Genomic DNA, 24813 nt, shown 5'->3' with positions numbered 1-24813 from the left:
TTGGAGTAAGCGTCCGACATTTTATCGCGCTCGATTAAGTATTCGGTCTGAGTGCAGTCTTGACCAACGTAGTGGAACTCGAGGGTGTGTGCCCTCAATGGCGTTCTATCTTTCGTCCGGAGTCTTGCCCTCGGCACTGGCCTCAAGGCCACTGTTGAGGTATAGAATCGCTGTGGAATGCCCCCGTGGAACGTTCGGCGACTTCCCAAACCCTTGAAGTAGATACCCTCCCAGGAGGGGGAGACGTCTATTGTCGGCAGTTGGACAAACGCGTTGTTCTACTCGGAGCCTCACGTAAAAAGAATGGTGTCTTCCCTGCTAAAGAAGATGGACTGCAGCTCCAGGGTAGAGCTCATAGCGCTCTCATTCTGAACGGCCTATATAGTTGGCGCACCCACACCGCTTAGCGCTCGAGTGAGCCCACCAACCTTTTCATAGTGGGAGTGTTTTGCACCCCACCTTGATTCAATCCTGGCACTCGGTGCTAGGACCATCCCTGAGAAAAGTTATACGCAATTCGACGGGTTGCCTGCCACCCGGATTTTGTCAAAGCTACACCTGCGATAAGCCCAGCGATGCTTCCAAAGAATACAGAAGGGAACCAAGGCATATCAGTGTAAAAACGAAATATGCCAAGTGTCACTAAAAATCCGCAAATCGTTACCAATGAGCGCATGTTTTACCACCCTATGTAGGTTGAAAAGACGCCACCTGCACTGGCAATGCAGCTGATCGCAAGTCCTGGTCCAATTTTCTTAGCGAGGAACTTTACCAAGTCCCAGTAGGAAAACCCTCTTCTCTGGAATTTCCATGATTGTATCGTAACCGATTACGCCACCAGCACAACCGGCAATGGTTGTGGCAGCTGCGCTAAGAACTCCCTTATCGTCTTGGCCCTCTGCCGCCATAGTCTGGACTGGTACTGTATTCAGCTCAGCATCCATCTTCTTTGCTGAAGACAAAACTGTTTTCCGACCATTGGGGGCAATGGCTACCGCGTCACCATTAGCGTTGAACCCGTACTCAACTGTTCCCGCAGGCAAGACAATGACGGTGGCGCAGATGCGCGACAATATTGACACCCACATCGACTTCTACATCCACAGACGATTGAAGTCGACACTCGGCGACGGCTACACCACCATCGCCGAACACCGACAAGCACCGAGTGCAGAACAACGAGACAAAGTCCCCCACATGCACTCCAACAATTTGTCCCCATTCCCCTTTCGGCTATCAACGAGGTGCGACTAACGAGGTTTGCGCGACCCCCCAGTGAATCCGTACTACGTCGTCGCGCAGATGGTGCCGGAGCCGAGCACGATATCGCCCTTACCATCCGGATCCGGCAGGTACAACACCGCAGCCTGGCCGCGGGCCACGCCCTCGAGTGGCTGGTGGAGGGTGAGTGTCATCTGGTCGCCCTCGATACGCGCGGTGCACGGCACTACCCCGCCGTGGGCGCGGATCTGCACGCGAGCGGCGAGTTCCTCGCCATTCGCGGAAGCCTCGGACATCGCCGGGTGGAGCACCTTCAGGCGGTCGGCGGTGATCTCCGAAACGCGCAGCGCGTCGCGCGGGCCGACGGTCACGGTTCCGGTGGCCGTGTCCACATCGGTGACGTAGCGCGGCTTGCCGTCAGCGGCAGGCACGCGGAGGTTCAACCCCTTGCGCTGGCCGATCGTGTACTGAAACGCGCCGTCGTGCTCGGCGAGCTCGTTGCCCTCGGTGTCCCGGATCATGCCGGGGCGCATGCCGATTGAGCGGCCCAAAAACGCCTGGGTGTTGCCGTCGGGGATGAAGCAAATGTCGTAAGAATCCGGCTTGGACGCGGTGGCAAACCCGTGGCGGGCGGCCTCCTCACGGATCTGGGGCTTCTCCGTATCGCCGACCGGGAAGATGCAGCGGTCCAACTCGTCGCGAGTAAGCACGCCGAGCACGTACGACTGGTCTTTGTTCGGGTCGGTGGAACGGCGCAGGTTGCCGGCGTCGTCGATAATTGCGTAATGCCCTGTGGCAATCGCATCGAAACCGAGCGTGACCGCGCGGTCCAGCAGGGCTGCGAACTTGATCTTCTCGTTGCAACGCAGGCAAGGGTTTGGGGTCTCGCCGTTTTCATAGGACCAGACGAAGTTGTCAATGACCTCTTCTTTAAACCGGTCAGAGAAATCCCACACGTAAAACGGGATGCCCAGCTTGTCGCACACGCGACGCGCATCGGCAGAGTCCTCGAGCGAGCAGCACCCGCGGGCAGACTCTCGCGTCTGCTGCGCATCTTTGCTCAATGCAAGGTGCACGCCGACAACATCGTGGCCGGCCTCCACAAGACGCGCCGCCGCAACTGAAGAGTCGACTCCCCCGCTCATCGCCGCTAATACTCGCATGTCGGCGCAGTGTAGTCCCGCGCCCACGAAAGGTGAAACGTCCGGCTGCATGCATCGAGACCACCCCCTGGACTTATACCCCCATGGGGTATTAACGTGGGAGACGGTCGCCGCACTAGCCCCCGGCGCGGCCGAACCGATCACAACCACGAATAGCAACGAAAGGACAGAACCATGAACGACAGGCACGCCCACTCCGGCACCGAACCCGGTGGGCACGCCAGCCATCATGAGCATGACGCTCACGAGGCCCATGCAGGACACGGTGGTCACGACCACGCAGGACACGCAGGACACGGTGATCACGTTGCCCAGTTCCGCAGACTCTTCTGGATCATGCTGGTTCTCGCGATCCCGGTCGTCGGGTTCAACAGCACTTTCGCCCATCTCATCAGCTATCAGCTGCCAGACACGGAATGGGCCCGGTGGATCTCACCACTTTTGGGCACAGTCATTTACCTCTGGGGAGGCCGGCCGTTCTTGACCGGGGCGGTCTCAGAGATCCGCTCCCGCAAACCCGGCATGATGCTGCTGATCGCGCTCGCGATCACGGTCGCCTTCGTCTCGTCTTGGGGTGCGAGCCTGAACTTGCTGGACCGTGGGCTGAATTTCTGGTGGGAACTGGCGCTGCTGGTGGTCATCATGCTGCTGGGGCACTGGATCGAGATGCGCTCCCTCGCCCAAACCACCTCGGCCCTGGATTCGCTCGCCGCTCTTCTGCCCGACGAGGCCGAAAAGATCGACGGCGACGAAGTGGTGAAGGTCACTCCGGCGGATCTTGAGGTCGGCGATGTCGTGATCGTGCGGCCCGGCGCGTCCGTGCCTGCCGACGGCACAATTGTCGACGGCAGCGCCAGCATGGACGAGTCGATGGTCACCGGTGAATCGAAAACGGTGCGCCGCGGTGAAGGCGAGCACGTGGTCGCTGGCACCATCGCGACAGACTCGGGCCTACGCATCGAAGTAACGGCCACGGGTGGCGACACCGCGCTGGCCGGCATTCAAAAGCTCGTCACCGATGCGCAGGAATCGTCGTCACGCGCGCAACGTCTCGCGGACAAGGCTGCTGCCTTGCTGTTCTGGTTCACCCTCGGCGCCGCTATCTTGACCGCTGTGGTCTGGACCGTCGTCGGTGTGCCAAATGACGCGGTAGTGCGCACCATCACAGTGCTCGTCATCGCCTGCCCCCACGCCCTAGGCCTTGCGATCCCGCTGGTCGTCTCAATCGCGACCGAGCGCGCGGCACGCGGCGGGGTATTGATCAAGGATCGGCTCGCGCTCGAATCGATGCGCTCAGTCGACGCTGTGTTGTTCGACAAGACCGGCACGTTGACCAAGGGTGAGCCCACCGTCACCGCGATCGAACCCGTGCGCGGGTACGAGGAAACGAACGTGCTGGCCCTGGCAGCGGCCGCTGAAGCAGACAGCGAGCACCCGCTCGCCCGTGCCATCACTGGGGCCGTTCAAGCTGGCGATGTGGCCGTGCCGCAGGCCACCGACTTCTCTTCATCGCCAGCAGTGGGCGTGAAGGCAACTGTTGACGGTGAGGTGATCGAGGTCGGTGGCCCCTACCTGCTTGAGCAGCATTCCGCCGGGGAGCTCCCGGTCGCCGACGAGTGGCGAAAGGAGGGCGCGATCATTCTCCACGTCCTCGCCGACGGCGAGGTGATCGGAGCACTCCGGCTTGCCGACGAGATCCGTCCCGAATCCCGCGACGCCGTCGACGCACTGCACACAGCAGGTGCTCAAGTCGTGATGATCACCGGCGACGCGCAGGCCGTGGCGAACACCGTAGCGGGCGAATTGGGCATCGATCGGGTCTTCGCCGGTGTACGGCCGGAGGACAAGGCCGCGAAGGTCAAGGAACTGCAAGCCGAGGGCCACAAGGTCGCCATGGTCGGCGACGGTGTCAACGACGCACCGGCGCTGGCCCAGGCCGATGTCGGTATCGCGATCGGTGCGGGCACCGACGTGGCCATCGGCTCGGCGGAGGTCATCCTGGCAAGCTCTGATCCGCGATCGGTGCTCTCGGTCATTGAGCTCTCGCGAGAGACCTACCGGAAGATGAAGCAGAACCTGTGGTGGGCGGCCGGCTACAACTTGCTGTCCGTGCCGCTGGCCGCCGGTATCCTCGCTCCAATCGGCTTCGTGATGCCGATGAGCGTCGGTGCGATCCTGATGTCTGCCTCGACCGTCGTCGTCGCCCTCAACGCGCAACTGCTCCGCCGACTCGACCTCACCCCACAGAGCAGCACCGACCGGATACTTAACCGGTCCAAGTAGCCCGGTACCGTCCACACCAAACAAGGAGACCCATAATGAACGACCACGGCTACATCAGCGATAAAGACCGCTACCTCGCTCGGCTCAAACGTATCGAGGGGCAGACCCGCGGTATTCACCGCATGATCGACGAAAACGCCTACTGCATCGACATCCTCACCCAGATCAGCGCCGTCAACGCAGCGCTGAAGGGCGTAGCACTGGGCTTGCTGGACGACCACTTGAAGCACTGTGTTGCCGATGCGATCAGCGACGGGCAGGAAGCCGACGCCAAGATCGAAGAGGCGTCCGCCGCAATCGCGCGAATGGTGAAGTCCTAAACGTCATACCGCAGTACGACGCGCGCATGCGGAGCGACAACTAGCCTTTGCGAGCATGCGCTTGTCGACGACACCCCTAACCACGATCCGCAACGCCTCGTTTGCAGCCGCGCTGGTGATGATGTGCGCACTTGGCGTCGTGTCGTCCCCACAGGCATTGAGTTTTGCGTTGCTTGTCGGCGCGCTGGTGGTGCCGTTTACGCGGTGGCGCTGGCCGCTGGCCACTGTGTTCGGAATCGTTGCAGTCTTGGTCGTTGCGTCGTTTAGCGAGGTGCTGCCGATCGGTGTGATCGCGCTTGGCCCATTCGCTGCGTATGTGACGAGGCGCCATCTGCCTGTGCCGTTGCGTGACGTCGCAACCGCTGGCCTGCTCGTCGGCGATATCGTCGCTATCGGGTTCGTTGTGCCAGCTCTTCGGGAACTCGAGCCAACGGACCGAATCCCATACGTCGTGTGGAGCGTAACCCTGCTGACCGTGGCGTTACTCTTCGGCGAGCTGCGACGCCGAGCCGACGAAAGTGCGGAGCAGGAGCTGGCGCGTCAGCGCGCTGAGTTCGAACGCGCAGCCCAGAAGCAGCGCGCCCACCTCGCGCGCGAGATCCACGACATTGTCACCCACTCGCTGACCGTCATTGTTGCGCAGGCCGACGGCGCACGCTTCGGCGAAAACACCCTCGAGGCAAAAGACGAGGCGTTGCGCACCATTGGCAGTGTTGGACGCGATTCACTCCGACAGATGCGCGGCGTTGTCGAGCTGCTGCGCAATGCCGGTCCACGTCCGGTCGAACCGTTGGCGGAACTGGACATTGACGGGCTCATCGCCACGAGTCGCGCCGGCGGGCTTCAGGTAGATGACACCGTCAAAGGCACCCCACCCGACGATCTTGCACCGGCCGTAGCATTGACGGTCCAGCGCATCATCCAGGAATCGCTCACCAACGCCATGAAGCACGGCACCGGCAGCGCCACACTCTCAGTGGTCTGGGGTGACGACGAGGTCGAAATCATCGTGCGCAACCCCGTTTCACCCGGCGCGGTGTCTCAGCCGGGGCATGGCATCGAAGGGATGAACCAGCGCGCACTACTTGTCGGTGGCACCGTGACCACCTCCCGCACTCCCACAGAAAACTGGACCACTGAAGCAAGGATCCCACTCACCCTATGATCACTCTCGGACTCGCTGACGACCAAGCGCTTTTCCTCCACGGCATCCGAAACGTCATCGACTCGCAGCCGGATATGGAGGTGCGCTGGCTCGTCGCCAATGGTGCCGAAGCTATCGAGGCATCCAGCAATGCCACGGTGGACGTCGTGCTCATGGATGTGCAGATGCCGGTGCTAGACGGCATCGCCGCGACGAGGCAGGTCGTGGCAAAGCATCCGGCGACAAAAGTGATCATCTTGACCACATTTGACGACGAAGCCTACGTCCTCGGCGGCCTTAGCGCCGGTGCCAGCGGTTTTCTGCTCAAGGATGCCGAGCCGGAGGCTTTGCTTGACGCTATCCGCACCGTGGCTCACGGCGATGCGGTGATTTCGCCACGGGCGACGAATAGGGTCGTCGCAAAGCTGCATGCTCCGGATGAGGAAACGGTCGCTCTGTCTCCCGCCGACCGGCTGGCACTTCGCGAACTGACGGAACGCGAGCGTGAAGTGCTCGTGGCAATCGGCCGCGGGTGGTCCAACGGGGAGATTGCCCAGCGCATGTTCATCTCCATGCCGACGGTGAAAACCCACGTGGGCCGAGTGCTAGCGAAAACACAGTCGCGCGACCGCGTCCACGCAGCACTTTTCGCCTACCGCACCGGGCTAGTGTCGCGCACCGACCTGTTGGACTCCTGACGCGTCATACCCCGGTATCACCTTCAAAATCGTCCCTCACGCCGACGCGAAAACCCCATGCCCTGCGCGAACCTTGGGGACATGGAAACACCGATCATTCAGACCCACGGTCTGACCAAAACCTACGGACACACAGACGTCGTCCACAACCTCGACCTCGAAGTCCAGCCAGGCGTGGTGCACGGGTTGCTCGGCCCGAACGGTTCCGGCAAATCCACCACGATGAAGATGCTGCTTGGCCTCATCGCTCCAACGCACGGCGACATCAGCGTGCTCGGACACCCCATGACGCGAGCGAACCGCGCGCATGTCCTTGCCGGTGTCGGCTCGCTCATCGAAGCCCCCGCCGCTTACACTCACCTCACGGGTGGTGAAAACATGCGCATTGTCACGCGTCTGCTCGGCGCCGATCCCGAAGCGGTGCGCCGCGCCGTGTCGCTAGTGCGCCTCGAGGGTCAGATGGACAAACTGGTGAAAAACTATTCGCTGGGCATGAAGCAGCGCCTCGGCATCGCGATGGCACTCGCACGCGACCCACAATTACTTATTCTCGACGAGCCCACCAACGGTCTTGACCCCGCCGGCATCGAGGAAATCCGCGAACTCATCATCAGCCTCGCCCGCGACCAAGGCCGCACGGTGCTGGTGTCGAGCCACCTGTTGTCAGAGATCGAGAAGATGGCGACCGACCTGACCATCATCAACCACGGCAAGCTCGTGTTCCAGGGCTCCCAAGACGAGCTGTACAGCGCGCAACTGCCGGATGTGTTCATCCAGACGCCGGATGCTGCGACTGCGGTCTCGGTCCTTCGCGCATTGCAACCGAAACGGGTCGAGGGTGGTGTGGAGCTTTCCGGGCTTGACGACGACCACCTCGCCGATACCATCGCCCTTTTGGTTGCACACGGCGTGCCACTCCACCAGGTCCTGCGCAAGCGCCGCAGCCTCGAGGACATCTTCATCGGCTTGACCAACGACGAGGTGGCAGGCGCATGATGGTGGAATTCGCCAAACTCAAACGCACCAAAATCGTGTGGCTGAGCCTGCTCATGACGGTGGGGATCGTCCTATTCGCCAACATGAGTCTCTTCGCAGGCGACAACGCCGCCGCATTCCAGGCCAACCCAGATACCGCATGGGCGGGACATCTCATCGGAATCGCCATGGCGCTGGCGTTTCTGACCCCGTTGCAGTTGGCGCTGGTGGCCAGCCGCATCGTGGATACGGAGCACGTCAACGGCGGGTGGCGGCTCAACGCCATCGCAGGAACTCGGCCCGGGGCGCTGCTTCTTCGAAAGTTTGGTGTTGCGACGGTGGTAGTTGTCGTCGCGAAGTGTATTGAGTTCGCTGGGGCCGTAGCGCTGCCTGTCGCGATGGGCGCGCCTGCACCGCGCGGAGCGATGCTGGAGACATGGCTGCGCTTCGGTCTCGGTGTCGCGGGCACCACGCTTGCGCTCCTCGCTGTGATGCTGTTGCTCGCCGCGCTTGTCGAGTCGCAACTTGTCGTGCTCGCAGTCGGGGTCGTCGGCGGGTTCTTTGGCATCGCATCACTGCTGTCCCCACCGTGGCTGGCTGCAGTCAATCCTTTCGGGTACGTCGCAGTGATCCTCCCGTTCGGATTCACTGAAGCAGGGGTCACCCCGTCGCAGCCCGGCTGGGTGCTGTGGAGCGGCTACCTCGTCCTCGCCGTAGCGGTCTTGGTCGCCGGTACCAAAGCCCTGGATCGAAAGGAGATCTAGACCATGGACCTAATCCTTAACGACCTGCTCAAGTTTCGACGCTCCCACGTCTGGGCGGTCGCGTTCCTCGTCCCCGTAGTTGCCGTCGCGATCGGCGCCGGCAACTACGCTGCGAACACCGGCACCCTGACCGCCGGTTGGGGTAGCTATTTCTCCCAGGTCATGCTGTTTTATGGGTTGCTGTTCTGTACCGCTGGCATCGCGATCCTCGCCGCAGCCGCCTGGCGGGTCGAGCACCGCGGGCACAACTGGCTCACCATGCTCACCTCGACACGTTCGGTGGGCAACCTGGTGGCGTCGAAAATCGCCGCGATCGCGGTGACTGTCGCAGCGATGCACGCTGTTCTCATCGGCCTCACGTTGTTCGTCGGTTGGGCGTTGGGGATTCCCGGTGCAGTGCCAGGCGAGCTCCTCGTCGCAGCGTTATTGGCACTGGCACCAGCCGTCGCGGTGGCGTCGTGGCAGTCACTGCTGTCTATGGTCATCCGTAGTTTTGCTGCACCTATCGGCATTGCGGTGGTGGTAAGTCTCGTATCGTTTGGCGCACTCGCGGCTGGGGTGCCTGGCGTGCGGTTCATCGTGGCGCCTGCGTTGTTGTCGCACACGCTGTGGCTGGGCAGTTCCGCCGTCGCCGCCGCTGGAGCGCTCGATACTGGCACCGTTACAGGCGTTCTCGCTGCCTCCTCAGCGTTGACCGTGGCTGGCTGGGCGGTTGCTGTGGCCTACCTACGGCGTACCGACGCGCGCCTCTAGTACGCTCACCAGCCATGGTCGCCAAAAGTGAGTTTTATGAAATCGACACCGGTGTCGCGGAAGTCCTCCACGAGCCCGACGGGTCGATGGTGTTGCTGGTCAACGGGGTGCCCAGTTCCCACATCGTGCCTGGCGACCCGCAGCGCCTCGATTTTGAGTACATGCGCTGGATGGCGGACTTTTTGGATACCCACTACCCCGACGAGGCGAAGCCGAAGTCGCGGCTGACGCACCTGGGCGGCGGCGCGTGCACGTTGGCGCGCTACTTTGCCAGCGCGTGGAAGGGCTCGCGCAACACGGTGGTGGAGATCGATTCCGAGTTGGCGGTGCTCGCCCGCGAGCTTTTCGACATCCCGCGCGCCCCAGCCGTGAAGATTCGTGTCGACGACGCCCGCGACGTCACCAACACCTTCAAGCCCGCCACCCGCGACGTGATCATCCGAGACGTGTTCTCGTCGGCCACCACGCCGCGGAATCTGACGACGGTGGAGTTCTATGCGGCGGTGAGGTCGTCGATAAGCGATCGCGGCTTTTACCTCGCCAACTGCGGCTCCCACGCCGACCTGAAGGAGGCGAAAGAGGAACTCGCCGGCATGCTGGAAGTATTCCCGCACGTTGCGGCGATCGCCGACCCGCCGATGTTCAAGGGGCGCCGCTACGGCAACATCGTGCTCATCGGCGCCAACCACCCGATCGAAGCCGGCGACGTGCTCACCCGCGAGCTGCTCAAAGGCGGGGTGCCAGCGCAGTTTAAGGGGCTTGCGTGGGCGCGCCGCTTTGCGACGACCCCACGCCACGACGAGCCATAAACTCCTTCACCACCGCCACCATGTCGGTCGCCTTCATATCGGGCAGATAGCAGTCCACCACGGCCAAACCAATCGACGCGAGCGCCATCTCGTCGTCGTACGCCAAGTTCCAACTAGTGTGCGTCGGGTGGAACTTGTGCTTCGACGCAGCCAGCGAGCGAAACCCGTACAGCGGCTCGATCTGCGCTCCGGTCTTATCCAGCACGATCTCCAAGAACGAGGTTGGCGCATCCGTGCGTGCAAGCGGCGCCCCCGAAAGCGACACCCACTCGAGCCCCTCACTCCCGGCGATGACGGCCGCCTCGGCAAGCAGGAATTCGATCACCGGCCTGAATCCCTCGGCGTCGCGGCGCATGAAGTCGAGCGTATAGCCCGCAAGCTTGCCGTGCTCGTACACCGGCAGCCAGCTCGTCACACCGTGGAGGCGACCTTCTTCATCGACGGCGAGGAGCAGTTTGGTGGCGTCGTCGTCAAGTTCATCGAGCCCGCCGAGCGTAAACCCCATCTCCGGCAACGCCTTGTCTGCCACCCACTGCTCCGACAGCGCGGCGATGCGCTCGCGCATCTCAAGCGTGCACTCGCGCCAGGTCGTCCACACCGGGCGAACGCCTTCCTTAGCCGCCCTGTTGCGCGCGGTGCGGATGTTTTGAAACTTCTTGCCCTTGAACTCGAGATTATCGGTGTGCAACAACGATTCTTCTGCGACGTGGACCGTCCGGAAGCCAGGCCGGTGGAACGTCTCCGGCACCGAATACCACGCCACGCGCCACCCTTGATCCGCAGCGAAATGCTCAAATGCGTCGGCGACTGTCGTCTCGTCCGCCCCCTCAGCCACGACAGGCGAACCCACCGTCACGGCAACATTGTGCGACACACGGTACGCGACGTATCCGCTGTCGCCTGCGAAAAAGTAACGGTTGCCATCCCACAGCCCCATCCACGCAAGATGATCACCAGTCCCGGATTCGAGCATGCGCCGTGCCCTCTCGCGCTCCTCCTGCATCGGTGCAGACGGCGCTGAAGAAAGCACACGAAACAGCATCCACAGCAACGCACCCCAGAACACCACGCCAACCCATTCGGAGAGCACCCACGCCGCCGGAGCATTCGGCACAATCTGATGTCCCAACTGCACGGCCACTGCAGGGGGCATAAAACGTGCAGGAAGCTCCGCAACGACACTGCTTAGGGTGACATCCCCGATGAATCCGTCGCGCAAGATAAGGGCGCCGGTCACCCACGCGGTTGTCGTCGATAAGAGCACTGCGATACCTGGAACAAGCATCGGACGCAGGTTCGACCCAACGCGGAACTTCGCCCGCTGAGCAATCAACACCGCCAGCATGAGCACCCACGGCAACACCACCAAACCGGCGTTCACGGTGGTCAGCGCGTCGCTGCGCACGTCGAGCACCTGCGCCACCACAACCACCAACGACGCCGCACACAACACCGTCGCACCCCACCACGCCAGCCGCCGGCCGCGACGCAGCCCAAGCGCAAGCACCACCGCAAGCACCACCGGCACCAAATTGAGCAACAGCGGCCCCAACCCACTTTGCTGGTTAATGGCCATCGCCTCCCGGCAGGCAAGCGAGGAAGGATCCACACAACGCTCCTGAACCTCGCGCGCGGCCACCGCAGGCTCCCACATCAAGAGGCTTTCCGCCGCAAAAGGACCCTGCGCCGCAGGGTTGAGCGCAGTCAGCACGGGCCCGACCGATACAGCAAGGAGTAACACTGCGACGAGGACACGCGACTCCCGCAGCGTCGGTCGCGCCGCCGTGAACTGCCGCGCCCCGGCGAGCACGCCACAGACAAGGCCCACCACAACTGCTGTAAACGCAGCAACAGAGGTCAGCGTTCCCGAATACAACACAAGCGTGCCGGTCAGCGCCACAAGCACGAGACGGACCCTGCGACGCCACAACACACCCATCGACGCAGAGGCGAACGCAAGCGGCCCAATCATCCACGGCAACGGGGTGAGGTAAGTCTCGTTAACCAAGTCGGCGCCCCACCTGTTAAACCCTGCCTGCTCAACCATCGCGCCGAGCACACACGCCAACGGAAACACCAGCGCATGCGATGCGGCTGCGGCGACAACGAACCTGCGTGAACCCAAGACACGCTCTGCGGGAACGGCGAAGCACACCGCGGCGAGCGTGGCATAGATTGCCTGGGCGACATTTGGCGTTGACAAGCCCGCCGTGATCAGGTGCCACAAATGCACATCGGCGGGAAGGTCGTAACCCAGATGCGCCCGCCACGGAAACAGCGCCCACATGAAGGCGACAAGGATCAGCGTCACTGGGACGTGTTTCATTTCAGTCCTCCCCGGTGGGCGACGAATTCGAAGTTTTCGCGCAGCGCTACCCGCCACACTTGGTAACTATGCGCTCCGGGTAGTTCGGTGTAGGTGGTGTCCATCCCCGCCGCGCGGGCAAGATCGTTCAGGTGAGGCAGCGCGGTGCTTGCCATCTTGTCATTCTCTCCTGCGACGAACCGCCCCGCAATGCCGCGGTAAGTATCGGCCCCCTTCGCGTTTGCGAGCAGGTCGGCGGGGTTGATCGCTTTGAAGGCATCTTCATCGCCGCCGAAGAGCTCGTTCACCGTCTTGTCGTGGTTGCCAAGGGATGGTTCGGGCTCCCCGGAGAAATCCAGAAACGACCCGTATGCCTCAGGGCTGTTAGTCACGACTTGTAGCGAGCAGGTCCCGCCGTAACTCAGTCCTCCGATCGTCCACGTCGACTGGTCAGGATTGACGCGGAACGTGTCTTTCAATAGCGCAGGAATATCGCTGGAAAGGTAGGTGTGCATGGCAGCGTCCGGCCCGTCGACGCATGCGGGGTTGCCCGTCGCGGAGCCTGTCGCATCAACACTGACGACGATCGGAGAAATCCCTCCGTGCTCCTGCTGGTACGCATCGGCGGTTTCTGCCGCCTGCCCGTCCGTGAACCACCCCATTGGAGATCCTGGACTTCCCGACATCAGCACCAGCACCGGTAGTGTGGCGCCGTGCCAATACGCGGGCGGCACGTAGACGACTGCATCCCGTTCAGGTGGGGCGGGCACCGTGACAAGGGCTCCTACTTCCCGGCCGTGCAGTTGTGGGGCGGTGTCTGTGCGTTCGAACTGCTCTAGGCTCATCGCTACGGTCACGCGCACGGGGTGGAACGATCCAAGCGTTGGGTACTGCTGGTACTGCAAGTTGGTGCCCAAGAATGCGAAAACTACCGCTGGCACCGCAACAACGGCCAAGAGCAGCCGCCGCCGACCGACTATCGCCGCAACTACTGCGAAGACGCCCACCGCCCACGACGCGTAGACGCGCAGCGGAATGCTATCAGGGAACGGTTTCGGCCACACGGTCAGCGCAAATACCACAACGCCCATGAGCGCAGCAGCCCCGAGCACTGCCCACCTCAAGCGGCGACGGCCAACGAGCACGGCGACAACAACTACGCATACCGCCAGCGCGACGTAGATGACGACAGCAGCTGTGCCGCCAACCACCGGGATCGATCGAAGTGTTTCCACGGTGAGTATGTTTACTCCCTATGGCGCTTGCGTCCTATATCCCGAGGTTCCTTCCGGATCCATCCACAGCATCTTCCCAGCCACACGTCGTTGTCGCGTTGCACGGCACGCTCGGAGAACCTTTTGCGTTCCGCAAACTTGCACGTGAGTTGGAGCGCAGAGGGGTTGGTCTCCTCGCGCCTGCTTTTGGCCGAAGGGGCACATTGCTTCTCGACGACTGCGCCGCCGAAATCACCCACACCATCACATCGTTGCCCGAAACGGCCAGACGCGTCGACATCGTCGGGCACTCCTACGGCGGGCTCGTCGGCCTTCGGGCGCTGGCCGTGCCGGAGGTTCGCAAGCGCGTCCACACATTGGTCGGTCTCGGTGCGTGTTGGCGCGGCACTGACAGCGGATGGTGGCCCAGGTGGCTGGTGCGCCGGGTGATCGGGGAATCTTTCGTCGGGCTCGAGGAGCACGACACGCAGCCGGTAGTTCCCCCGAACGTTGAGGTCGTCTCGATTGTCTCGGATGCGGACCGGGTGGTGCCGGCGTCGTCGTCAAGCTTGGGGCGCGTGGTGCACCTCCACGGGGTTGCGCACAACAGGCTTCCGGCCCAAACAGGGCCGATCATGCGCGCCCTGGGCTGTTAGTGCTTCAGCGCGTTATCCAGCAAGATCAGCAGATCGCCGATCTGGTAGTTGCCGACCATCATGGTGCGCAGGTCGTCGATAGGCAGCTCGCCCTGGCCCGCGAGCTGCTGGACCAGACGTGCGATGTTGTTCGCATCCGTCAGGTCGAAGCCCGCCAGGCGTGCGGCGTCGATGAACTGCTGCACGCCAAGACCACCGGCAGCCAGCGCAAGAACCGCGATAACCAGCTTGGTGCTGTCCTGCTCAAGCACCTTTAACTCGCCGGAATCAGGCGCCTGGAAACGCTCCAACACGCCACCAGCAGCGTTCAAGTTGCCCGCGGCGAACTGGTTCAACTGGCCCGACGTGCCGTTGAACAGGTTCATGTCCACCGGGGTGTTGATGCCGACGACGCGGCCGGAGTCGCTGCGCTGCCAAAACGACAACTTGTCCCAACCACCAACCGGCGCCGGGGGCTGATTCTGGTACGCGGCAAGCCACAGCGGGTAGGACGTGAACGCAGAGGTGTCGTTCATGTGCTCGTACCAGAAGTAGCGGTACGTGTAGATCATCGGCTTTTTGCCCGTCTGCGCCTGCACCTCAGACAGGAAGCGCTGCGTCCACGCCGCAAGCTGGACCGGGCCGAGGCCCTCGTCGACCTCAAGGTCGAGCACCGGCGGCAACTGCGTTGCCGGGCCCTGGTTGATCACGGAGGCGAAGTAACGCGCCTGCGTGACAGGGTCCTCGGCGGGGCGCGCGTAGTGGTAGGCGCCGACCTTCAGGCCGGCGTCGGCAGCGGCTTTGGCGTCCTCGTCGTAGAACTCGTTCTTCCAGCTCTCGCCCTCAGATGCCTTGACAAAGGCGAAGTCCTGGCCGCCGATCGTGCCCACCGAGCGCCAGTCGATGGTCGCGCCGCCCGGACGCTGGTGGCCCGCGACATCGACGCCGGAGACCACGCCCGGGATCGACTGGGCGTCGGCTTGCCCGAGCGGCGTGACGGTTGTGGCAAACAGCAGGGCGGCGACAGCGGCTGCTGCGGTACGGATTCGGCGTGACATCTGCATGCGGGCAACACTAGTGCACCCAAATCACACAAATCACATGCGACACGCGCGTTGCCGGTTAGAGCGCGCCAGCTGCCCGCGCTTTTTCCACCACGTCCGGGATCGCGTTGAGGAACGCCTCCACGTCCTGCGCAGTGTTCGTACGCCCGACCGTCACGCGCAACGCCCCCATCGCCTCACGCTCGCTGTAGCCCATCGCCTCGAGCACATGGCTCATGCGCAGCACGCCACTGGCGCACGCCGAGCCCGCCGACACCGAAATGCCCTGCACGTCCAGCAGCATGATCAGCGCGTCCGCGTTCGCGCCGGGGAACATAAAGTGTGCATGGCCCGGAAGCGCGGGCTCTTGCGTTGCGACGACCACCCCATCAACCCGCCGCCTCACCCCCTCAATGAGCGCATCCCGCAGACGCTCAATCTCGGTGTGTTCTGCGATCGCCTCCTCGAGCGCTACCGCCGTGGCGGCGGCCGATGCGACGTCGACGGTGCCGGAGCGGATCCCGCGCTCCTGACCCCCGCCGAGGATCACGGGTTGCGGCGCGGGCGAGCGCTTCGCCAACAAAATGCCGGTGCCGCGCGGGCCGCCGAACTTATGGGCGCTGGCCGCAAGCGTGGTCGCGCCAAGCGCGTGAAAATCCACCGGCACGTGGCCGACCGCTTGCACCGCATCGACGTGCACCGGCGTGCCGACGGCGGTGGCGCGCTCGATCGCCTCACCCACCGGTTGGATCGCGCCAGTTTCGTTGTTCGCCCACATCATCGTCGCAACCGCCGCCGGCGTATCCAGCGCACTCAAGTCCGTAACGTGCCCGTCGCGACCCACCGGCAGCCACTCCACATCCGCCCCAGTCTGGCCCAGAGACTTGACTACCTCGAGCACGGCGGGGTGCTCGATCGGCGTGGCAACCACCCGATCCAGCTCGGATGCATCAAACAGCCCACGCACCCCAATGTTGTTGGCCTCTGTGCCCGAGCCGGTAAACACCACCTCGACGGGGTCGGCGCCGAGGGCGCCCGCGATGCGCTCGCGGGCGTCGGCAAGCACAGCGTTCGCCTTGCGCCCCGCGGCGTGTTGGCTTCCCGCGTTGAGGGCGCCTGCGTGTTCCACCCACGCGTCGATCGCACTTTGGCGCATCGGAGTTGTAGCAGCGTGATCGAAATAGACCATGCGCCCAAGGTTAGGCGTGCACGCGCGGCCCGCACACATGCGCCACCGCCTGATCCCCAATCCGCGCGATCACCACCGCCATCTGTGCCTTGCCGCGCAGCTTCAATTTCTTGCGCAACTGGTCCGGGTCCACATCCACGCCGCGCACGAGGATCTCCACGCTTCCCGCACCGTGGGAGGCAAGCGCCTTCTTCAGGGCACGCAGCGGCACCGCTTCCAGGAAGGGAAAGCCACTGTAGCCTGCTGGGATCTGCTCGCCTGTCAGATACGCGATGTGCTCGTCGAGCATGTTCAACCCGTGACGCGCAGCCCACCCACGCACCAGGCCCGCGCGCACCACTGCCCCGTCCGGGTCGATGATGTAGCGCTGAGGTGCGGTGACGTCGACGGTGTCGTCGTCAAGATCGGTGACGCGCTCCTCGCCATCTCGCAGGACCACCGCTTCTCGACGAACCCCTCCCGCCAACCCCGGCGTATACAAACACGCCTCTTTGACGCCGCCGTCGACGGACACCACGCTGACCAGCCCATCCCACCCCGAATAGTCGATGCCCGGCGCGCACTTCACTGCCATCTCACGACCAGCGTGCGCATCGAGCAGATCCGGCAGCGGCGGAAGCAACTGGGCTGGGTCGGTGATGCGGCGGCCCCCGGCGCGACGCGCGGGGTCAGCGACGACCACCCCGTCAGACGTCACCGGCCTGAGCGCATCCGCCTGCGCCAGCCACGCCTCTTGCCCCAAGTTGTGCCGCGCCATGATCAAACGAGGCATGTCTAAGTCGCTGCCCATCCACGCAATGCCACGCTGACGAAACGGCGGAGCTTCCGAGCCGACAGAACACGTCACGTCGTGCACCATCTGCGCTCCCGCCGCGGCAATGCGCGCGGCACGTACTCCCGCTACGCGTGCTGGGGTGGCCTGCTGCGCGGCGTCGGCATCGGTAAGCCAAAGGGCAGGAAACTTGCCGGCTGCGGCGCGCCGGGCGGCGATAAGCGCGCTGACGGCTCGGGCGTAGTCGCCAAAGTGTTGGTCCAACACCGCACGGTCGGCGAACACACTCTTTTTGGTCAGGGCGATCTCGGGCTCGACTGCGGAGATCGCGTCAGCGTTCGCTGCGAGGAACCGTGCCTCTGCGACGCTAAATGTCATAGCGTTTTCCAATCCGGTCTACTGGTCGGAACGTGAAGAACTCTTCGTATCGCGCATCGTCGACCGGGTCACCGATCACGGGAGCGAGGCTTGCTCCTTCCGCGGCGTGCAGGACGTCGTCGACAGTGTCAAAGCGTCGCAGCTCGCTTAGCTGCGCCCACGTGGAGGGGGCGAGGCGAACGAGGCCGTGGCGCCAGCCGTCGAGAAGCAATTGCGGCGGGAACCAGTTCGCATCATCTGCCTCGTCCGTATTCGAGTCAGGCTCTTGGCCCTCCGGGTTGGCAGCAACGAACGTAAACGTGTCAAACCAGTTGCCGCTTTCAGACACTCCGACCCAGCGCGCCACCGGCTTGAGCAGGTCCGCGCATACGTTGAGGTTGCTCTCCTGCAACACGTCAGTCAGGGAAAGCTCGTGCGATTCCAGCAGGAGGCGGTGGTTGTGGAAGGGGCGGGCGTCGTCGAGAAGCGTGCCGTCGTCGTCAACCGCAAGCAGCGTGCCAGTCTCCTCGAACAGCTCGCGCACCGCCGCGAACAACACCGCGTGAGCCTTGTATTTGGTCACCCCGAGCTGGCGAGCAAGCGAAATCGCGGAACGCCCAAGCCACAACTCGCCATCGTCCCAAGCACGCGGCGGGAAATCACGCGAATCCACCCCGCCGCCCGGAAACACCGTCAACCCCGGATAATTCGGCATGGACAGGACACGCTCCTGCACCCACACCTCAATCCCCTCGGCACTATTGCGCAGCAAGATCACCGTCGCAGACAGACGCGCGCCGAAAAACCCGCTCTTCTCGCTCGGGTCAATCGAATCGGCCTCGTCGTGCGACAACACGGCCTCGTTGCGCTTCTTCTCCGTCGGCATTGCTCCCACCCCGGCGGTCTACGCCCGGTGCGCACCCCTACGGGCTGAACGGGCGCGGCGTGCGAAGAAACGCCCGTCTGCGCGCGTCACTTCGATCGGCTGGTGGTAGGCGCGCGAGACGTTCTCGGACGTCAGCACGTCATCGATGAGCCCTTGGGCGACAATCTCGCCTTCATCCAGCAGCATCGCGTGAGTAAACCCGTCCGGGATCTCCTCCAGGTGGTGGGTGATCATGACGATCGCCGGCGCATCCGGGTCCATCGCCAGATCCCCCAGGTAGGCCAGGAGGTCCTCACGGCCGCCCAAGTCCATGCCGGCGGCGGGCTCGTCGAGAATAAGCAGCTCCGGGTTGGTCATCACGGCACGCGCAACGAGCACGCGCTTCTTCTCGCCGTCAGACAGGGTGCCCCAGCGACGGTCGATCAGGTGCATCGCGCCGACTTGCTCAAGTACTTCGAGGGCTTGGTCGTAATCCATCTCGTCGTAGTCCTCGCGCCAACGCCCCAAAATGGCGTAACCAGCGGAGACCACGAGGTCGCCGACCTTCTCGTCCTCCGGCACACGGTTCGCTACCGCGGAGGACGTCACGCCGATCGCAGCACGCAGGTCGCGCATATCGGTGGCGCCGACGCGCTCGCCGAGAATAAACACATGCCCCGTCGACGGGAATTCCTGCGCCGACGCCATCCGGATCAAGGTGGTTTTGCCGGCGCCGTTCGGCCCGATGACCACCCATCGTTCATCGAGCTCGACCTGCCAATCGACAGGGCCGACGAGCGTGTGTCCGCCGCGAATGAAGGACACGTCGCGCATGTCGATGAGCAGGTCCGGATCTGTCACCAATTCCTCTGTCTGATTCACGTCCCCCATCTTGGCCTATTTCGGCCCGCGTGTGTGGTTGCCCCGCGCTACCCTGGCGGGTGAATCAATGGTCGCTCGGAAGGTTTTGATGATGGTTGCTCGCTTCGGCATCGACGACGTCCGCCCCCAGGTCTCTGGGCGCACGTTGCCGTCGAAGGCGGTTGTTGGTGAGGTCGTGCCGGTTTCCGCGTTGGTGTGGCGCGAGGGCCACGATGCGATTGCTGCGACGCTGGTACTTGTCGCGCCGTCGGGTGCGCAGTACGAGGTGCCGATGCACGCCGAGTTTTATCGGCCGGATTATTGCCATGCGGTGTTTGTGCCGGACGAGCAAGGTCTGTGGCGCTATCGGGTGGATGCGTGGAGCGACGTCATGGCCACGTGGCGCAACGCGGTGGAAAAGAAGCTCGCCGCCGGCCAGTCGTTAGCGGAGTTGGCCAACGATATCGCGCATGGCGTGGAATTGTTCGACGCCGCGATTGCTCAGCATGCTTCCCCGGTGCTTGCCTCCGCGCGCGCATCGCTTATCGACGACACCCTGCCCCTTTCCCAACGCCTCACCCCCGGGTGCTCCCAGGAGGTGCAAGACGTGCTCGCCGAACACCCGCTGCGTGAATTGGTCACCCGCGGGCCCGTCGCCGATATCCTTGTGGAGCGTCGCGAGGCACTTGTGAACTCCTGGTACGAACTGTTTCCGCGCTCCACCGGCGGTGTGGATAAAAAGGGCAACCCGATCCACGGCACCTGGGCCACCACCGCGGCGCAATTGGACCGAGTGGCGGCGATGGGGTTCGACACCGTCTATTTCCCGCCCATCCACCCGATTGGCGAGGTCAACCGCAAAGGCCGCAACAACACCCTCACCCCCGAAGACGGCGACGTCGGCTCCCCGTGGGCCATCGGGTCTAAATACGGCGGCCACGACGCCTTCGACCCAAACCTGGGCGGCGAGGACGAATTTTTGGACATGATGGACCACGCCAACGAGTTGGGTCTGGAGATCGCCCTCGACTTCGCCCTGCAGGCTGCGCCCGATCACCCGTGGGCGAAAGAGCACCCGGAGTTTTTCACCGTGCTCGCCGACGGCACCATCGCCTATGCCGAAAACCCGCCAAAGAAGTACCAGGACATCTACCCGCTGAACTTCGACAACGCGCCCGAGGCCCTCTACGCCGAGATCTACCGGGTGCTCATGTACTGGGTCAACCTCGGCGTGACCACCTTCCGTGTAGACAATCCCCACACGAAGCCGGTGAACTTCTGGCACTGGCTCATTTCCAAGGTCCACGAAACCGACCCGGACGTCATCTTCCTCGCCGAGGCGTTTACCCGCCCGCCGCGCATGTACGGGCTGTCCAAGGCTGGGTTTAGCCAGTCGTACACCCACTTCACCTGGAAGGTGACCAAGGCGGAGTTGACCGACTTCGCCCAACTGCTTGTCGACGTCGCCGACGTCTCCCGCCCCAACCTCTTCGTCAACACCCCCGACATCCTCCACGCCACCCTGCAGGAAGGCGGACCGGCAGCGTTTGCGCTGCGCGCCACACTCGCCACCACCATGAGCCCGTTGTGGGGTGTGTACTCCGGCTACGAACTCTACGAAAACCGCCCCGTCGCCGCCGGCAGCGAGGAATACCACGACAGCGAAAAATACCAACTGCGCCATCGCGACTTCGACGCTGCGCTCAAGCAAGGCAAATCCCTCGAGCCGTACCTGACGCTGCTCAACCAGATCCGTCGCGACAACCCCGCCCTGCAGCAACTGCGCCAAATCCGCTTCCACCGCATCGACAACGACAACCTCATCGCCTACTCCAAGGTCGATGCGATTTCCGGCAACGCGGTGTTGGTCGTCGTCAATCTGGACCCCACCGGCACCCAAGAAGGCCTGCTGCACATCGACGCCGACGCCATCGGACTGAGCCCCGGCACCTTCGACGTCCACGACCAGATCACCAACGAGCGCTACACGTGGACAACCGCCGAAACCGGCAACTACATCAAACTCTCGCCCGAGAAGAACGTCGCCCACGTGGTGCGTTTGCCCGAGGTGTCTCCGGATCGTCGAGAAGCACTCGCGTACCGTCAGATCTCAGACCACGACTACCGCCCCTAAGGACCACCATGAACACCAACCTGCTCATCCCGGACGGGGACCGCCAACGCCTCCTCGCCTGCACCCACAACGCACCCCACGACATCTACGGCTGGCACCCCCACGGCGACGGATCCATCATCCGCACCCGCTTCATCGGTGCCGAACGCGTCGAACTGCTCATCCACAACGCCTCCCAGCCCATGCAGCCGCTTGGCGACGACATCTGGGCCACCACCCTCGACGACACCCACACCCCCGACTACCGCTACCGCATCACCTACCCCGGCGCCGACCCCATCATCGTCGCCGACGCCTACAACTTCCTACCCACCCTCGGCTCCCTCGACATCCACCTCATCAACGAAGGCCGCCACGAACGCCTCTGGGAAGTCCTCGGCGCAAACACCCGCACATACGAAACCACCCTCGGCGTCGTCACCGGCACCTCATTTGCCGTCTGGGCACCCAACGCCACCGGCGTAGCCGTCATCGGCGACTTCTGCTCCTGGAACCCCAGCCAGTACCCCATGCGCAGCCTCGGTGTCTCCGGCGTCTGGGAAATTTTCATCCCCGGCATCGGCGACGGCGACGCTTACAAATTCGCCATCCACACCGCCGAAGGCACACGCATCGACAAAGCCGACCCGCTGGCTAAACGCACGTTGACTCCGCCGGAGACGGTCTCGGTCGTCGCAAAGCCAAGCGAATTCGAATGGAGCGACCACGACTGGATCACCGCCCGTGCCGGACGCGACGCCACCAACTCCGCCATGAGCATCTACGAATGCCACATCGGCTCCTGGAAACAAGGCTCCACCTACGCCACGCTTACCGACGAACTCGTGCCCTACCTCGTCGACAACGGCTACACCCACGTCGAATTCCTCCCCGTCGCCGAACACCCCTTCGGCGGCTCCTGGGGATACCAAGTCACCGGCTACTACGCCCCCACCGCACGCTGGGGAAGCCCCGACGACTTCCGCCGCCTCGTCGACACACTGCACGCCAACGGCATCGGCGTCATCGTCGACTGGGTGCCCGCCCACTTCCCCAAAGACGACTTCGCCCTCGCACGCTTCGACGGCACACCCCTCTACGAACACCCCGACTGGCGACGCGGCGAACAACGCGACTGGGGCACCTACGTGTTCAACTTCGGCCGCCGCGAAGTCCGCAACTTCCTCGTCGCCAACGCCCTGTACTGGTTCGAAGAATTCCACCTCGACGGCATCCGCGTCGACGCCGTCGCCTCCATGCTCTACCTCGACTACTCCCGCGAACCCGGCGAATGGCTCCCCAACCAACACGGCGGCCGCGAACACTGGGAAGCCGTCCAATTCCTCCAAGAAATGAACGCCACCGTCCACCGCGAACACCCCGGCGTGCTCACCATCGCCGAAGAATCCACCGCATGGCCAGGCGTGACCGCCCAAACCGACGCCGACGGCCTCGGATTCTCCATGAAGTGGAACATGGGCTGGATGAACGACACCCTCGAATACTTCTCACTCGACCCCGTCCACCGCTCCCACCACCACAACGAAATCACCTTCTCGCTCGTCTACGCCTTCTCCGAACGCTACGTCCTACCGTTCAGCCACGACGAAGTCGTCCACGGCAAAGGCTCCCTGTGGCAGCGCATGCCTGGCGACGACTGGAACAAAGCCGCGGGCTTACGCGCCCTTTACGGCTACATGTACTCCCACCCCGGCAAACCGCTCATGTTCATGGGCTGCGAATGGGGCCAAACCACCGAATGGGACGAAGCCCACTCCATCAACTGGGACGACCTGCACCGCAACTACCACGCCGGCATCAAACGCCTCGTGCGCGACCTCAACCTGGTCTACCGCGACACCCCCGCCCTGTACTCCCAAGACAACACCCCCATGGGCTTCCAGTGGATCAAGGGCGACGACGCCTCAAACAACGTCCTCGCCTACATCCGCTGGGGCGTCGACGCCACCCCAGTCCTCGCCGTGATCAACCTCTCCGGCGTCTCCTTGCCCAGCTACCGCCTCGGCCTGCCCGAAGCAGGCGCATGGGACATGCTGATCAACACCGACGAATCAGTCTACGGTGGCGCGGGCAACGAACTGCCGCGCACCGTGTACACCGAACCCACCGAGTGGGACCGGTTCGACCAGTCCATTGAGCTGCACATCCCAGCCATGAGCGTGCAGTACTACGTCCTCCGGCGCTAAAAGCCGAAGAGTTGGTCCATTGCCCCGCGGTTGGTGTTTTTCACCGGGTAGCCGCGGGGTGAGATCCATACTGGCGCACCCCGCACCATGACGATCCGGCCACGTTTCTTCCGCCACGGATCATCATCATTCACCCGATTGTGATAGCGACACAACGGCGCCAGATTCCCAATATTGGTCTCCCCGCCATGCCGCCACGCCTCCACGTGGTGAAGCTCGCAGTTGTCTGCTCCGTGACGACAGCCAGGAAACGCACACACCGGCGAGACCAACTTGGCCAAATCGCGCTGCTTCTGATTCGCCAAACGTTGCGTGCGGTACAAGTTCACCGCACCGGCCTGCGGATGAAACGCCGCCACCTCAAGCGCATCACCGAACTGGGCGGCCAAAAACTCCGCACCCGTCATGGTGGTGCCATCAGTCATGGCGAGTACAACATCATCACCAGTGCCATCCAAGATGCGCAGATAATCCGGCAGCGGTACCAACACCGTCGGACGCGGCGCTGCGGTTGCCACCTTGCCCTCGCCGAAGAAGATCCCAATCAAATTCTCGGCAATCTGGGGTGCAGCCGGACGCTCCTGATCAATCCCTAAACGCCCAGCGTGCTCCATGTCGGAGATCTCACGCTCGTCATAGGTTAAGTGCAGGGTGCGTTTGCCGTTTCGCGACGGGCCGAACTTCGCCGCATCCACCGCCGGTGTCTTATCCGCCGGCACCAACGTGCGGGCTGCAGCCTCAATTGCCCGGTAGCCGCCCTCGACCTCGAGCAGGGCAAGGCGCAGCGCCCACCGCTGGGAGGCATCCTTCACCGGTGCGATGCGGCGCTCGATCAGTACTAACTCGTCGAGGGAGAACGCCCGCGCACGCGTAGCTGCCACCGCCTGTTTGCGCGTGAACTTGGTGCGCCCGAAGTACACCTCTCGCAGCCGCGACCAGGCACGCGCACGATCCGGTGCGAAGCCCGAGGCGAGTGCAACCTCAAGGTCGAAGTCAGCCAGCGTCTCCAACGCTGCGGCCGACATCGCCTGCACTAACACCTCGAACGAATTCATGCCTAAGACGCTAGACCAAACCCGCAACCCAGCGTTTCGAGCCTGTGAAATTTACAAAAACGCCCCT

General features: G+C 63.2%; 21 protein-coding genes. 11 read left to right on the top strand and 10 right to left on the bottom strand.

Annotation, left to right across the window (positions count from 1 at the left end):
* Nucleotides 1-755: 755 nt before the first annotated feature.
* On the bottom strand, nucleotides 756-1073 hold the full coding sequence (locus HMPREF2617_RS10425; RefSeq protein ID WP_141763052.1) for a hypothetical protein: 318 nt from the start codon (nucleotides 1071-1073) through the stop codon (nucleotides 756-758).
* Nucleotides 1074-1286: 213 nt separating this feature from the next.
* Nucleotides 1287-2384 (bottom strand): tRNA 2-thiouridine(34) synthase MnmA, encoded by a 1098-nt coding sequence (gene mnmA, locus HMPREF2617_RS10420; protein WP_070840670.1) that lies wholly within the window; start codon nucleotides 2382-2384, stop codon nucleotides 1287-1289.
* A 174-nt stretch (nucleotides 2385-2558) separates the two neighbouring features.
* On the opposite strand from mnmA, the gene HMPREF2617_RS10415 reads away from it, so the two are divergent.
* The 8 genes from HMPREF2617_RS10415 (at nucleotide 2559) to HMPREF2617_RS10380 (ending at nucleotide 10130) form a co-directional block, all read left to right on the top strand.
* Entirely contained in the window at nucleotides 2559-4667 is a 2109-nt protein-coding gene (locus tag HMPREF2617_RS10415; RefSeq protein ID WP_070840669.1) for a heavy metal translocating P-type ATPase, read from the top strand.
* A 35-nt stretch (nucleotides 4668-4702) separates the two neighbouring features.
* The gene (locus HMPREF2617_RS10410) at nucleotides 4703-4987 is read left to right on the top strand and encodes a metal-sensitive transcriptional regulator (RefSeq protein ID WP_070840668.1); all 285 of its coding nucleotides are present in this window, start codon (nucleotides 4703-4705) and stop codon (nucleotides 4985-4987) included.
* 55 nt (nucleotides 4988-5042) lie between these two features.
* The gene (locus tag HMPREF2617_RS10405) at nucleotides 5043-6152 is read left to right on the top strand and encodes a histidine kinase (protein WP_070840667.1); all 1110 of its coding nucleotides are present in this window, start codon (nucleotides 5043-5045) and stop codon (nucleotides 6150-6152) included.
* Nucleotides 6149-6829, top strand: coding sequence for a response regulator (locus HMPREF2617_RS10400; protein WP_070840666.1), 681 nt, complete (start codon nucleotides 6149-6151; stop codon nucleotides 6827-6829). Before HMPREF2617_RS10405 ends, HMPREF2617_RS10400 begins: the two co-directional genes overlap by 4 nt.
* A gap of 81 nt (nucleotides 6830-6910) precedes the next feature.
* Nucleotides 6911-7825, top strand: a complete 915-nt coding sequence (locus HMPREF2617_RS10395) for an ABC transporter ATP-binding protein (protein WP_070840665.1) — start codon at nucleotides 6911-6913, stop codon at nucleotides 7823-7825.
* Nucleotides 7822-8568: an ABC transporter permease gene (locus HMPREF2617_RS10390; protein WP_070840664.1), complete on the top strand. Its 747-nt coding sequence runs from the start codon at nucleotides 7822-7824 to the stop codon at nucleotides 8566-8568. The genes HMPREF2617_RS10395 and HMPREF2617_RS10390 overlap by 4 nt, the downstream gene beginning before the upstream one ends.
* A gap of 3 nt (nucleotides 8569-8571) precedes the next feature.
* A complete protein-coding gene (locus tag HMPREF2617_RS10385) occupies nucleotides 8572-9321 on the top strand; it encodes an ABC transporter permease (protein ID WP_070840663.1) in 750 nt (249 codons plus the stop codon).
* 14 nt (nucleotides 9322-9335) lie between these two features.
* Nucleotides 9336-10130: a spermidine synthase gene (locus tag HMPREF2617_RS10380; protein WP_070840662.1), complete on the top strand. Its 795-nt coding sequence runs from the start codon at nucleotides 9336-9338 to the stop codon at nucleotides 10128-10130.
* Here the strand turns inward: HMPREF2617_RS10380 and HMPREF2617_RS10375 are convergent.
* Together HMPREF2617_RS10375 and HMPREF2617_RS10370 are read right to left on the bottom strand one after the other, a co-directional pair.
* Nucleotides 10072-12456, bottom strand: a complete 2385-nt coding sequence (locus HMPREF2617_RS10375; RefSeq protein ID WP_070840661.1) for a bifunctional lysylphosphatidylglycerol flippase/synthetase MprF — start codon at nucleotides 12454-12456, stop codon at nucleotides 10072-10074. The two genes, HMPREF2617_RS10380 and HMPREF2617_RS10375, sit on opposite strands and share 59 nt — an antisense overlap.
* A complete protein-coding gene (locus HMPREF2617_RS10370; protein ID WP_070840660.1) occupies nucleotides 12453-13670 on the bottom strand; it encodes an alpha/beta hydrolase in 1218 nt (405 codons plus the stop codon). Before HMPREF2617_RS10370 ends, HMPREF2617_RS10375 begins: the two co-directional genes overlap by 4 nt.
* Before the next feature lie 20 nt (nucleotides 13671-13690).
* Between HMPREF2617_RS10370 and HMPREF2617_RS10365 the strand changes: the two genes are divergently transcribed.
* Nucleotides 13691-14305 (top strand): esterase/lipase family protein, encoded by a 615-nt coding sequence (locus HMPREF2617_RS10365; protein ID WP_070840659.1) that lies wholly within the window; start codon nucleotides 13691-13693, stop codon nucleotides 14303-14305.
* On the opposite strand, the gene HMPREF2617_RS10360 is transcribed toward HMPREF2617_RS10365, so the two are convergent.
* The 5 genes from HMPREF2617_RS10360 to HMPREF2617_RS10340 are packed head-to-tail and all read right to left on the bottom strand — an operon-like array spanning nucleotide 14302 to nucleotide 19344.
* Complete coding sequence (locus HMPREF2617_RS10360; RefSeq protein WP_070840658.1) at nucleotides 14302-15348, bottom strand: glycoside hydrolase family 25 protein; 1047 nt, start codon at nucleotides 15346-15348, stop codon at nucleotides 14302-14304. The two genes, HMPREF2617_RS10365 and HMPREF2617_RS10360, sit on opposite strands and share 4 nt — an antisense overlap.
* 58 nt (nucleotides 15349-15406) lie before the next feature.
* Complete coding sequence (locus HMPREF2617_RS10355) at nucleotides 15407-16516, bottom strand: cysteine desulfurase family protein (protein WP_070840722.1); 1110 nt, start codon at nucleotides 16514-16516, stop codon at nucleotides 15407-15409.
* 10 nt (nucleotides 16517-16526) lie between these two features.
* Entirely contained in the window at nucleotides 16527-17666 is a 1140-nt protein-coding gene (locus tag HMPREF2617_RS10350) for a THUMP-like domain-containing protein (protein ID WP_070840657.1), read from the bottom strand.
* Nucleotides 17656-18531: an NUDIX hydrolase gene (locus HMPREF2617_RS10345; RefSeq protein ID WP_070840656.1), complete on the bottom strand. Its 876-nt coding sequence runs from the start codon at nucleotides 18529-18531 to the stop codon at nucleotides 17656-17658. Before HMPREF2617_RS10345 ends, HMPREF2617_RS10350 begins: the two co-directional genes overlap by 11 nt.
* 18 nt (nucleotides 18532-18549) lie before the next feature.
* A complete protein-coding gene (locus HMPREF2617_RS10340) occupies nucleotides 18550-19344 on the bottom strand; it encodes an ABC transporter ATP-binding protein (RefSeq protein WP_371327145.1) in 795 nt (264 codons plus the stop codon).
* A gap of 139 nt (nucleotides 19345-19483) precedes the next feature.
* Here HMPREF2617_RS10340 and HMPREF2617_RS10335 point away from each other — a divergent pair, with 139 nt between their 5' ends.
* Together HMPREF2617_RS10335 and glgB are read left to right on the top strand one after the other, a co-directional pair.
* Entirely contained in the window at nucleotides 19484-21505 is a 2022-nt protein-coding gene (locus tag HMPREF2617_RS10335) for a maltotransferase domain-containing protein (RefSeq protein WP_070840721.1), read from the top strand.
* 8 nt (nucleotides 21506-21513) lie between these two features.
* Nucleotides 21514-23691 carry a 1,4-alpha-glucan branching protein GlgB gene (gene glgB, locus HMPREF2617_RS10330; protein WP_210400841.1) on the top strand — a complete coding sequence of 726 codons (2178 nt, stop codon included), beginning with the start codon at nucleotides 21514-21516 and terminating at the stop codon, nucleotides 23689-23691.
* Here glgB and HMPREF2617_RS10325 read toward each other — a convergent pair.
* Nucleotides 23688-24746 (bottom strand): HNH endonuclease signature motif containing protein, encoded by a 1059-nt coding sequence (locus HMPREF2617_RS10325; RefSeq protein WP_070840655.1) that lies wholly within the window; start codon nucleotides 24744-24746, stop codon nucleotides 23688-23690. The two genes, glgB and HMPREF2617_RS10325, sit on opposite strands and share 4 nt — an antisense overlap.
* Nucleotides 24747-24813: the final 67 nt, after the last annotated feature.

It is taken from the genome of Corynebacterium sp. HMSC070H05 (genome assembly GCF_001837615.1).
Classification (GTDB): domain Bacteria; phylum Actinomycetota; class Actinomycetes; order Mycobacteriales; family Mycobacteriaceae; genus Corynebacterium; species Corynebacterium coyleae.
Note: the sequence above shows the minus strand (reverse complement) of the source record. Positions and strands in the feature narration are given on the sequence as shown.

Coding starts and splice junctions, on each gene's coding strand:
- mnmA (WP_070840670.1), bottom strand. CDS start 2,384: ATGCGAGTATTAGCGGCGATGAGCGGGGGAGTCGACTCTTCAGTTGCG.
- HMPREF2617_RS10415 (WP_070840669.1), top strand. CDS start 2,559: ATGAACGACAGGCACGCCCACTCCGGCACCGAACCCGGTGGGCACGCC.
- HMPREF2617_RS10410 (WP_070840668.1), top strand. CDS start 4,703: ATGAACGACCACGGCTACATCAGCGATAAAGACCGCTACCTCGCTCGG.
- HMPREF2617_RS10405 (WP_070840667.1), top strand. CDS start 5,043: ATGCGCTTGTCGACGACACCCCTAACCACGATCCGCAACGCCTCGTTT.
- HMPREF2617_RS10400 (WP_070840666.1), top strand. CDS start 6,149: ATGATCACTCTCGGACTCGCTGACGACCAAGCGCTTTTCCTCCACGGC.
- HMPREF2617_RS10395 (WP_070840665.1), top strand. CDS start 6,911: ATGGAAACACCGATCATTCAGACCCACGGTCTGACCAAAACCTACGGA.
- HMPREF2617_RS10390 (WP_070840664.1), top strand. CDS start 7,822: ATGATGGTGGAATTCGCCAAACTCAAACGCACCAAAATCGTGTGGCTG.
- HMPREF2617_RS10385 (WP_070840663.1), top strand. CDS start 8,572: ATGGACCTAATCCTTAACGACCTGCTCAAGTTTCGACGCTCCCACGTC.
- HMPREF2617_RS10380 (WP_070840662.1), top strand. CDS start 9,336: ATGGTCGCCAAAAGTGAGTTTTATGAAATCGACACCGGTGTCGCGGAA.
- HMPREF2617_RS10375 (WP_070840661.1), bottom strand. CDS start 12,456: ATGAAACACGTCCCAGTGACGCTGATCCTTGTCGCCTTCATGTGGGCG.
- HMPREF2617_RS10365 (WP_070840659.1), top strand. CDS start 13,691: ATGGCGCTTGCGTCCTATATCCCGAGGTTCCTTCCGGATCCATCCACA.
- HMPREF2617_RS10360 (WP_070840658.1), bottom strand. CDS start 15,348: ATGCAGATGTCACGCCGAATCCGTACCGCAGCAGCCGCTGTCGCCGCC.
- HMPREF2617_RS10355 (WP_070840722.1), bottom strand. CDS start 16,516: ATGGTCTATTTCGATCACGCTGCTACAACTCCGATGCGCCAAAGTGCG.
- HMPREF2617_RS10350 (WP_070840657.1), bottom strand. CDS start 17,666: ATGACATTTAGCGTCGCAGAGGCACGGTTCCTCGCAGCGAACGCTGAC.
- HMPREF2617_RS10345 (WP_070840656.1), bottom strand. CDS start 18,531: ATGCCGACGGAGAAGAAGCGCAACGAGGCCGTGTTGTCGCACGACGAG.
- HMPREF2617_RS10340 (WP_371327145.1), bottom strand. CDS start 19,344: ATGCGCGACGTGTCCTTCATTCGCGGCGGACACACGCTCGTCGGCCCT.
- HMPREF2617_RS10335 (WP_070840721.1), top strand. CDS start 19,484: ATGGTTGCTCGCTTCGGCATCGACGACGTCCGCCCCCAGGTCTCTGGG.
- glgB (WP_210400841.1), top strand. CDS start 21,514: ATGAACACCAACCTGCTCATCCCGGACGGGGACCGCCAACGCCTCCTC.
- HMPREF2617_RS10325 (WP_070840655.1), bottom strand. CDS start 24,746: ATGAATTCGTTCGAGGTGTTAGTGCAGGCGATGTCGGCCGCAGCGTTG.